The 9,821-nt window shown below is 64.9% G+C and carries 8 protein-coding genes; 7 read left to right on the top strand and 1 reads right to left on the bottom strand.

Features of this window, described 5'->3' with window-relative positions:
- Positions 1-4,450 (top strand): glutamate synthase large subunit (gene gltB / locus ACI944_RS07540; protein WP_411718439.1); only part of this gene is annotated, 4,450 nt, incomplete at its 5' end.
- Between the two features lie 47 nt (positions 4,451-4,497).
- Here the strand turns inward: gltB and gcvH are convergent.
- The gene (gene gcvH, locus ACI944_RS07535) at positions 4,498-4,881 is read right to left on the bottom strand and encodes a glycine cleavage system protein GcvH (RefSeq protein ID WP_411718438.1); all 384 of its coding nucleotides are present in this window, start codon (positions 4,879-4,881) and stop codon (positions 4,498-4,500) included.
- 134 nt (positions 4,882-5,015) lie between these two features.
- Here gcvH and ACI944_RS07530 point away from each other — a divergent pair, with 134 nt between their 5' ends.
- The 6 genes from ACI944_RS07530 to deoC form a co-directional block, all read left to right on the top strand.
- Positions 5,016-5,456, top strand: coding sequence for an NYN domain-containing protein (locus tag ACI944_RS07530; protein WP_411718437.1), 441 nt, complete (start codon positions 5,016-5,018; stop codon positions 5,454-5,456).
- Position 5,457: 1 nt separating this feature from the next.
- Entirely contained in the window at positions 5,458-6,468 is a 1,011-nt protein-coding gene (locus ACI944_RS07525; protein ID WP_411718436.1) for a sodium:calcium antiporter, read from the top strand.
- 56 nt (positions 6,469-6,524) lie between these two features.
- The gene (locus ACI944_RS07520; RefSeq protein ID WP_411718435.1) at positions 6,525-7,142 is read left to right on the top strand and encodes a class I SAM-dependent methyltransferase; all 618 of its coding nucleotides are present in this window, start codon (positions 6,525-6,527) and stop codon (positions 7,140-7,142) included.
- 61 nt (positions 7,143-7,203) lie between these two features.
- Positions 7,204-7,485, top strand: a complete 282-nt coding sequence (locus ACI944_RS07515) for a hypothetical protein (protein ID WP_411718434.1) — start codon at positions 7,204-7,206, stop codon at positions 7,483-7,485.
- Between the two features lie 338 nt (positions 7,486-7,823).
- Entirely contained in the window at positions 7,824-9,068 is a 1,245-nt protein-coding gene (gene lysA, locus ACI944_RS07510) for a diaminopimelate decarboxylase (protein WP_411718433.1), read from the top strand.
- 86 nt (positions 9,069-9,154) lie between these two features.
- Positions 9,155-9,821, top strand: a 667-nt coding sequence (gene deoC, locus ACI944_RS07505) for a deoxyribose-phosphate aldolase (protein ID WP_411718432.1), incomplete at its 3' end; no start/stop codon positions are given.

The following is a 9,821-nucleotide window of genomic DNA, read 5'->3' as shown; positions in this document are numbered from 1 at the left end:
GGTCGGCGTCGTCATGGACCTCGACGGTGACCGGTCCCACGGCACGGTAGCCGATGGCATCGAACTGCTCGAGAATCTCGAACACCGCGGTACAACGGGGGCCGACGAGAACACCGGCGACGGCGCCGGCATCCTCCTACAGACGCCCCACGAGTTCTTTGACGACGAGATTGAGTCCCTCCCCGACGCCGGCGAGTACGCCGTTGGCTCGGTGTTCATGCCCCCAGAGGAAAGAGCGATCGCACGTCTGCAAGACCTCACCGAACACGTCCTCGCCGAACACGATCTCGACGTGTTCGCCTGGCGGGAAGTACCGACCGACAACGCCCTTCTCGGCGAGACGGCGATCGAATCCGAACCCGCCGTTGTCCAGTTTTTCGTTCGCTCCGATCTCGACGAGGACGCCTTCGACCGTGCGCTGTACGTCGCCCGGCGCGACCTCGAGACGACTGTGGAAAAGCGCACCTTCGAGGGCGCGGCCCGCTTCTATATTTGTTCGCTCGACCGTGAAACGGTTGTTTACAAGGGCCTCCTGACAGCCGAGCAGTTGTCGGCGTACTACCCGGATCTGCTTGACGACCGCGTTCGCTCGACGTTCGCGATGGTTCACGCCCGGTTCTCGACGAACACCCTCGGTGCGTGGCACCTTTCACACCCCTACCGCAACATCATCCACAACGGCGAGTTCAACACGATCCAGGGCAATATCAACTGGATGCGGGCCCGCGAGGACGACCTCGAACACCCCGATTTCGGCGACGACATCGAAACGTTGCGGCCGATCATCAACGATCCCGAGCAGTCAGACACCGCCTCCGTCGACAACGCCCTCGAACTCCTGATGGCGGGCGACCGGGAGATGCCGCACGCCCTCCGGATGTTGATCCCCGAGGCCTGGCGCGGCGAAGCCAACCGGGTCTCGGAGGATCGCCGCGAGTGGTACGACTACCACGCCTCCCTTGTCGAACCCTGGGACGGTCCGGCGTTGGTCGCCGCGACCGACGGCGACCGGATCGGCGCCGTTCTCGACCGAAACGGGCTTCGGCCCTGTCGCTACGACGTGACGACGGACAACACGCTCGTCATGGCCAGCGAGGCGGGCGCTCTTGAGTATGACTTCGGCGAGATCGAACGCCGAGACCGGCTTCAGCCAGGGCAACTGTTCGTTGCCGACCCCGAGGAGGGGCGCGTCATCCCCGACGAGGAGATCTTCGACAACCTCGTCGATGAAACGTACGGCGAGTGGGTGGACGAACGCCAAGTCTCGCTTGAAGCCGTCGCTGACGCCGAAGAGGCCGCGCCCCGGGACCCGGTTGACTCGATCCGCTCCCAGCAGGCGCTGTACGGCTACACGGAAGACGAGATGAGCCACCTCATCGAGCCGATGGCGACGAAAGGAAAAGACCCCGTCGGGTCGATGGGCGACGACACACCGCTCAGCGTTCTCTCGCAGTTCAACCGGCCGCTGTTCACGTACTTCAAACAACTCTTCGCGCAGGTCACGAACCCGCCGCTGGACTACATCCGCGAGGAACTTGTCACCTCGATGGAAACTCGGCTCGGGTACCAGCGGAACCTTCTCGACGAGACGCCGGAGCACGCCGAGCAGTTGGTCGCTGACTCTCCGGTACTTACCGACGCACAGACGGCCGCGATCAAGAACTTCGACAGCGACCTCTCCACCGCCGTCATCGACATCACGTTCGATCCTGAGGACGACCTCGAGACCGCCGTTCGGGACGTTCGCCGGGAGGCGACAATCGCGGCACAGGAACACGACATCATCACCTTGTCCGACCGAAACGCGGGCCCCAACGCCATTCCCATCCCCGCGCTGCTCGCGACCGGTGGCGTCCACCACCACCTCGTCAGAAACGGCCTCCGAAATCACGTCGGCATCGTGCTTGAGTCGGGCGATCCGCGCGCGGTCCACCACGTTGCGACCTGCATCGGCTACGGCGCTGGCGCCGTGAACCCGTATCTCGCCTACCAGTCGATCTCCGACATCGTCGCCGGTCCGGACGGGGCCGACGAGGAGCGGGCGATCGAAGCCTACATCGGAGCCGTCGAGGACGGCCTCCTCAAGACGATGGCGAAGATGGGCATCTCGACGGTTGAATCCTACCAAGGCGCACAGATCTTCGAGGCCGTCGGCCTCGATTCCGATTTCGTCGCCCAGTACTTCGAGGGGACGACGGCCCGGACCGAGGGCGTCGACATCGACGACATCGAGGCCGACCTCCGGAAACGATACGAGGTCGCATTCGCCGACAATCCCGAACTCGAACTGCAGGGCGAGTACGAGCACCGATCCTCGGGGATGTTCCACGAGTGGAACCCCGAGTCCGTGGGGACGCTCCAGAAGGCGGTCCGGAGCGGCGACTACGAGGAGTATCTGGAGTTCGCAGAGCAGATGAACGATCAGACCGAGCACCTCCAGACGCTCCGGGGGCTGCTCGAGTTCGATTCGGACCGCGACCCGGTCAACCTCGAGGACGTCGAACCTGTCGAGGAGATCGTCGAGCGGTTCTCGACGGCCGCGATGAGCCTGGGCAGCATCTCGCCGGAGGCCCATGAAAACAACTGCATAGCGATGAACCGACTGGGCGGGAAATCCAACACCGGCGAGGGTGGCGAACCGCCCGAGCGATTCGGCACCGAAAAAGAATGCAGCGTCAAGCAGGTCGCGTCGGGTCGCTTCGGCGTCACATCGACGTACCTGACGAGCGCCGACGAGATCCAAATAAAGATGGCCCAGGGCTCAAAGCCCGGCGAGGGCGGACACCTCCCCGGCAAGAAGGTCAACGAGATGATCGCTCACGTCCGGTACTCGACGCCGGGCGTCGGTCTCATCTCGCCGCCGCCGCTACACGACATCTACTCCATCGAGGATCTCAAACAGCTCATCCACGATCTGAAGGCGGCCAACCCCGAGGCGGATATCAACGTCAAGCTGGTCTCGGAGGCCGGCATCGGCACCATCGCAGCGGGCGTCGCAAAGGCCAACGCCGACGTTGTCCACATCTCCGGACACTCCGGGGGGACGGGCGCGTCGCCGAAAACCTCGATTAAGAACGCCGGCCTGCCGTGGGAACTCGGCCTCGCTGAAGCCAACCAGATGCTCCGTTCGACGGATCTGCGCTCGCGGATCAAGGTCACCGTCGACGGCGGTATGAAGACCGGTTACGACGTGGCGGTCGGCGCGCTCCTCGGCGCCGAGGAGTACATCTTCGGGACGGCATCACTCGTCACCTCGGGTTGTGTGATGGCTCGGCAGTGCCACGAGAACACCTGCCCGGTCGGCGTCGCGACCCAACGCGAGGACCTCCGCAAGCGGTTCCCCGGCGAACCACAGCACGTCATCAACTACATGACGTTCATCGCCCAGGAACTGCGGGAGATCATGGCTGATCTCGGCTTCAAGAGCGTCGAGGAGATGATCGGCCGTGTCAACGCGCTTGAACAGCGCGACGATGTCGAACAGGAGAAGGCCAGAAAGCTCGATCTCTCCGCGATCCTCGCGGAGCCGGCCGGAGACAATCGCTACAAGACCGAGCCGCAGACCCACGAGATCGAAGACGCCCTCGATTGGGACCTCATCGAGGAGGCCGAGGCGGCGATCGAGTCCGGCGAACCGGTGTACATCGATCGGGACATCTCAACGGTCAACCGCGCCGTCGGCGCGACGCTCTCGAACGAGATCTCGAAGCGCCATGGCATCGACGGCCTCGCCGACGACACGGTCCGAATCGACTTTGGCGGCACCGCCGGCCAGAGCTTCGGGGCGTTCCTTCAGGACGGCGTCACGATGGAGCTCACCGGCACCGCGAACGACTACGTCGGCAAGGGGCTCTCGGGCGGCAAGTTGGTGATCAACACGCCCAACGACGCGCCCTACGAGCCGGAGGAGAACATTCTTGTCGGCAACGTCGCCCTCTACGGGGCGACCCAGGGCGAGGCCTACATCAACGGGATGGCGGGCGAGCGCTTCGGCGTCAGAAACTCCGGCGTCAAGGCCGTCGTCGAATCCGTCGGCGATCACGGCTGTGAGTACATGACCGGCGGCGTCGTCGCCTGCCTCGGCCGGACTGGCAAGAACTTCGCAGCCGGGATGTCTGGTGGTATCGCCTACGTCCTCGACCGGGACGGCGACTTCGAGGAGACGGTCAACTACGGGATGGTCTCGACGACCGACGAATTGGACCGCAAGGATCGGACGATGCTCCGCCGGCTCGTCGAGAACCACGTCGCCCACACCGACTCGGATCGCGGCGAGTACATCCTGGAGAACTGGGAGGAAGAACTCGGGAAGTTCGTCAAGGTGATGCCCGACGCCTACGCCGAAATCATCGAGGAGCGAGAGGAGGCCGACGTCCGGACCGACCTCCCCGAATCGGTGACGCCGACTGCCGACGGCGAACAGCCCGGACACGTCGCCTCCGACGACTGAGCGCGGCGTTTTTATATTTTTAACCGACGCAACCGTCCCGCGTTCGCTTACTCGATCTGCGCCTCGTATTCTTCGGGAGAGAGTAGATCGTCGAACCCCGAGTCGTCGGCCGGATCGATGTCGAGAAGCCACCCCTCTCCGAAGGGATCCTGGTTGAGGCGGTCGGGCGCGTCGACGACATCGCCGTTGACCGCGGTGACCTCCCCCGAGACCGGGGCGTAGAGGTCCGACACCGCCTTGATCGACTCGACGACGCCGAAGGGGGTGCCGGCCTCGATCCGGTCGCCGACCGCGGGGAGTTCGATGAAGACGACGTCGCCGAGTTCGTCCTGTGCGAAATCCGTGACCCCGATCCGAAGGTGCTCACCCCTCCGGCGGGCCCACTCGTGGGTCTCCAGGTACCGGCAGTCCTCGGGTATCTCGAAGCGCATGGGTGTCGTGTCTCCGGTCGGAAACGTAGGGCTGTCGGCTCCGACGACCCTCCGGCACGGGCGGTTGAGCGTCGCACCCACACCTCGGAGACACGAGTGGGTATTTATTTGTCGGGTGCCCCCCGAGACGGCGTATGAAACTGTTCGAGCGGCTTCTCGGCCGCGAGACGCGGGTCGGGATCTTCGTCGACGGCCCGAACGTCTTCCGCCCGGAGTTCGACGTCGATCTTGACGACCTCCGGGCGCTGGCGCGAGAGGAGGGGACGGTCGCGCTGTCGCGGGTCTACGTCGACGCGAACGCCGGCAGCGCGCTGATCCAAGCGGCCGAGGCCCGCGGGTTCGAGGTCGTGACCACGAGCGGTGACGTGGACGTGAAACTCGCCGTTGAGGCCGTCGAGGCCACCGTCGCCGGGCGGATCGACACCGTGATTATTGTCTCGCGAGACACCGATTTCAAGCCGGTCCTCGAGACTGCCGCCGAGCGCGGACTTCACACCGTTGCGGTCGCCCCCGGAACCCACGGCCGATCGGACGCGCTCCGGAATGCGGCCCACGACGAGGTCACTCTCAACTGAGATGGCCGGGATCGCCACGCTCGCTGCCATCGGCCTCGTCGGCACAATCGTCGTCTGGGGAGGCTCCTCGGCGCTCGAACGCGCCTCCGGACGGCTCGCAAAACACTACGGGCTCCCGAGGCTCATCCAGGGAGCAATCCTCGCGGCCGTCGGGTCGTCGGCCCCCGAAATCGCGAGTACCATTATTTCGACGATCCGGTACGGCGAATTCGAACTCGGCGTCGGCGTCATCGTCGGCTCCGCGGTGTTCAACATCCTTGTCATCCCGGCGCTGTCCGCGCTGCTATCCGACGGGACGTTGGACACCGGCCGTGACGTTGTGTATAAGGAGGCCCAGTTCTACATGCTCTCAGTCGCCGCGCTGTTTCTCGTCTTCGCGCTCGCGGTGATCTATTACCCCACGCCGGGTGACGGCCTCCAAGGTAATATCACGCGCCCGCTCGCGCTGTCACTTCTGGCGCTGTATGGCCTGTACATCTTTATTCAGTATCTCGAGGTAAGCGATGCTGATGTCGGACGCGTCTCGTTGGATCGCCGCGGGCTACTCCTCGAGTGGGTGCTCCTACTCGGCGGAATCGGGCTTATCATCGCGGGCATAGAGGGACTCGTTTTCGCCGCTGTCGGCCTCGGCGACGCCTTCGGAACGCCCTCGTTCCTGTGGGGGCTGACCGTCGTCGCGGCGGCGACGAGTCTTCCCGATGCACTTATAAGTGTCGCGGCGGCGCGAATCAATGAACCGGCCGTCTCGCTCGGGAACGTCCTCGGGAGTAACGTCTTCGATCTATTGGTTGCCGTGCCGGCCGGCGTCGTCCTCGCCGGTGCGACGCCGGTCTCGTTCACCGCCGCGGTGCCGATGATGGCCTTTCTGGTTGTCTCCACGATCATTCTCTTTACTATCGCTCGGACAGGCATGACGATCACCGACCGCGAGGCGCGGGGGATGCTTCTCCTCTACGGCGGGTTCGTCGGATGGCTGTTACTTGAGAGCGTCGGCGTCCTCGCGACCCTTTAAGTAGCCAGCCGCCGCGGATGCGGCCACTTATTTGCTCGAGCGTGTTTCGCCCACGTATGGACCCGGACGATGTCCGGCGAGACTGGGTCGAACGCGACGGGACGTATTCCCCAGCGTACTACGCGGATATCGGGCCGAACGAGGTGAGCGAGACGCTTGTGAGCGTCCTCCCGCACTACGTCGACGACGATGCCGCGATTCTCGAGCTCGGGTGTGGATCGGGACGTCACCTCGCACACCTCCGCGAACACGGATACGGGACCCTCACCGGTATCGACATCAACGACGCGGCGTTCGAGGTGATGGCCGAGGCGTACCCCGGCCTCGCCGCGACGGGGACGTTCCGGACCGGCGCGCTCGAGGACGTTCTCCCCGAAATCCCGGATGGCGAGTTCGACGTCGTTTATTCCGTCGAGACACTCCAGCACATTCACCCCGACGAGGAGTGGGTATTCGAGGCGGTCGCACGGATCACCGGCGACCTGCTTATTACCGCCGAAAACGAGGGCAATAGCCCCGACCGCGGCCGAGGGAACGCGGCCGTGAGCTACGTCGACGACGAGTTCCCGCTGTATCACCGCGATTGGAAGTCGGTCTTCACCGGCCTCGGATTCGCCCAACTGATCCGCGAGCCGACGGCACGGGACACGATACGCGTGTTCCGGTCCGTTTGAGTCTCCCGGATGCGGGCTGAAACCCTCTCATACGGCGCTCCACAGGCGGCTGTTTTGAGGAATGATGGACCGCTTTGCGATCACCGACTCGCGCTGGCGAGAGACGATAGTCGCTGTCGGTCTGCAGTTCGCGGCCGGGATCGCGCTCGCGACAGTCACCGTCGCACTCGAAGGGACGGCTGCCATCGCCGTCGCGGGCGGGCCGCTCGCGTTGGCCGCGATCGCCTGCTTCAACACGGCGTTGATTATCCGCGCGAATCTAATCGATCCGCCCCGGGAACTCGAACCGAGCACGGAAGCGGTCGCGGAGGGCAGTTTCAATGTCGACTCACCAACGGCTTGACAGGACGACGGGGTCGGCTCACTGGCGGCGTCGTTCGGGCTTTGACGCCGGTTGCGACCCGGACTCCGATCTCGATTCCAGGTTCGAATTCGGCACCGGTCCCAGATCGGATACCGGATTCGGATCCGACGACGCGACCGCGTCCGACGACGCCTCGGATGCGCCAGAGGGGGACCCAACCTCCCCGGACATCCGGGGCGGCGGAGTGACACCACTGATCGCGTCCTCGAACGGATAGCACCCGCCTAGACGGCGCTCCGCAAACAACGCCGGGCGACAGCGGACGCAGCCGTCCGAAAGCGGAACCCTTGTTATCGGCCGTCCCGGGTATGTTTTTAATGAGCCTCGTCGACACCGCGGCGGTCAAGCGGCTCGCCGACTGGGACGGCGGCCGTCTCGAACGGCTCGCCGCCGAGCACGGTACCCCGCTGTACGTCACTGATCTTGACCGGATCCGTGAGAACTTCGCGCGCTTCGAGTCGGCATTCGAGTTCGCCCACGTCATGTACGCCGCCAAGGCCAACACCGGCCGTGCGGTCGTTCGGACACTGTACGACGCCGGCGCTGATATCGAGTGTGCCGCCGCAGGGGAACTGTATCGGGCACTCGAGGCCGGCGTCGCCCCGGCGGACCTCCAGTACACCGCCGTCAACCCGCCGGACGGCGATCTCGAGTACGCGGTCGACATCTGCGATGACGCCCCCGAACTGACGATCACGGCGGGTGCGGCGATGACGCTCGACCGACTCGAGGCCCGCGGATTCGACGGCCGCCTCGCGTTGCGGGTCAACCCCGGGATCGGCACCGGCCATCACGAGAAGGTTGCTACCGGCAAGGACGCGAAGTTCGGCGTTCCCTACGAGGAGGTTCCCGGTCTCGTCGAGTCAGCCCGGGAGCGTTTCGAGTTCGTCGGCCTCCACGCCCACGTCGGCAGCGGCGTCCTCTCCGAGGATCTTGACGACCACCGGCGGGCGCTCCGGAGGGTCGCCGACCTCGCGGAGCGCGTGGGTGATCTTGAGTTCCTCGACCTCGGCGGCGGCTTCGGCGTCCCCTACCGACCGGAGGAACCGCCGCTCGACATCGAGGCCGCCGCCGAGATGGTCCGGGAGGCGACCGCCGACATAGACGCGACGATCGCGCTGGAACCCGGCCGCTATCTGGTCGCCGACGCCGGGGTGCTCCTCACCCGGGTCAATACTATCAAGGAGGCCCCGGAGACGCGGGTCGTCGGCGTCGACGCCGGGCTCACCTCGTTGGTCCGGCCGGCCATGTTCGACTCGTATCACCACATCCGGAACGTGACCGGGGGCGAGCGGGAGCCGGTCGAATCCAGCGTCGGCGGCCCGCTGTGCACCAGCGCCGACGTGTTCTGCACCGACCGGCCGATTCCGCGCCCGGATGCCAACGACCTGCTCGCAATCGGCAACGTCGGCGCGTACGGCATCAATCTCGCCAGCCAGTTCCACTCCCAGCCGAAACCCGCCGAAGTCGCCATCGACGGCAACGACGAGCGCGTAACTAGACGCCGAGAAACGTTCGACGATCTGGTCCGATTGGAGAACGAAGCCCCCGGAGCCGAGTGAGGTCCTGTTTCGGGGACGACTGTTTGGACATACCTGTTGTGGTGTCTGAGGGGCATATATTTATCCGCCGGGTATCAGACGCGAGTATGTCACTCGAAGATACCCTGCTGGACGACCCGACCGACGTCGCCTCTCTCATCGATCACACGAACGTCGATCCGACCGCGACCGAAGCCGAGGTCCGCGATCTGTGTCAAGAGGTTCTCGATTACGGGTTCCACTCGGCCGTCGTGGTCCCGTATCACGCCGAACTCGCCGATCGGATACTCGGTGACCGGGCAACCGTCGTCGCAGTCATCGGGTTTCCGTACGGAGTGCAGAACTCGGCGGCGAAACGGAACGAAGTCGAGGGGCTGCTCGAACACGTCGACGAGTTCGACATGGTGATGAACCGAACGGCGTTCGCGAACGACGACCACGAAGCGGTCGTCGAGGATGTCGAAGCGGTGGCCGATGCCGTCGGCGACAGAACGTTGAAGTGCATCATCGAGTCCCCGGCGCTGTCGCCTTCCGGGATACGGCACGCCGCCGAACTCGTCGAGGAGGGTGGGGCTGACTTCGTCAAGACGGCCGTCGGCTACGATGGCCCGACAGACAGCGCGGAGATCGAGGCGATTCGAGATGGCGTCAGCGCCGACACCAGTATAAAAGCGTCCGGCGGGATTTCGGACTTCGAGACGACCCTCGAGATGGTGCGGGCCGGAGCGTCCCGGATCGGGGCCTCTTCAGGCGTCGAGATCTACGAGTCGACAC

The sequence above is a fragment of the Natronomonas sp. genome, assembly GCF_046710025.1.
Classification (GTDB): domain Archaea; phylum Halobacteriota; class Halobacteria; order Halobacteriales; family Haloarculaceae; genus Natronomonas.
Note: the sequence above shows the minus strand (reverse complement) of the source record. Positions and strands in the feature narration are given on the sequence as shown.

Excerpts from the sequence above, each read along its gene's own strand:
- ACI944_RS07530 (WP_411718437.1), top strand. The coding sequence starts at position 5,016 with ATGAAACTGTTCGAGCGGCTTCTCGGCCGCGAGACGCGGGTCGGGATC.
- ACI944_RS07520 (WP_411718435.1), top strand. The coding sequence starts at position 6,525 with ATGGACCCGGACGATGTCCGGCGAGACTGGGTCGAACGCGACGGGACG.
- gcvH (WP_411718438.1), bottom strand. The coding sequence starts at position 4,881 with ATGCGCTTCGAGATACCCGAGGACTGCCGGTACCTGGAGACCCACGAG.
- lysA (WP_411718433.1), top strand. The coding sequence starts at position 7,824 with ATGAGCCTCGTCGACACCGCGGCGGTCAAGCGGCTCGCCGACTGGGAC.
- ACI944_RS07515 (WP_411718434.1), top strand. The coding sequence starts at position 7,204 with ATGATGGACCGCTTTGCGATCACCGACTCGCGCTGGCGAGAGACGATA.
- ACI944_RS07525 (WP_411718436.1), top strand. The coding sequence starts at position 5,458 with ATGGCCGGGATCGCCACGCTCGCTGCCATCGGCCTCGTCGGCACAATC.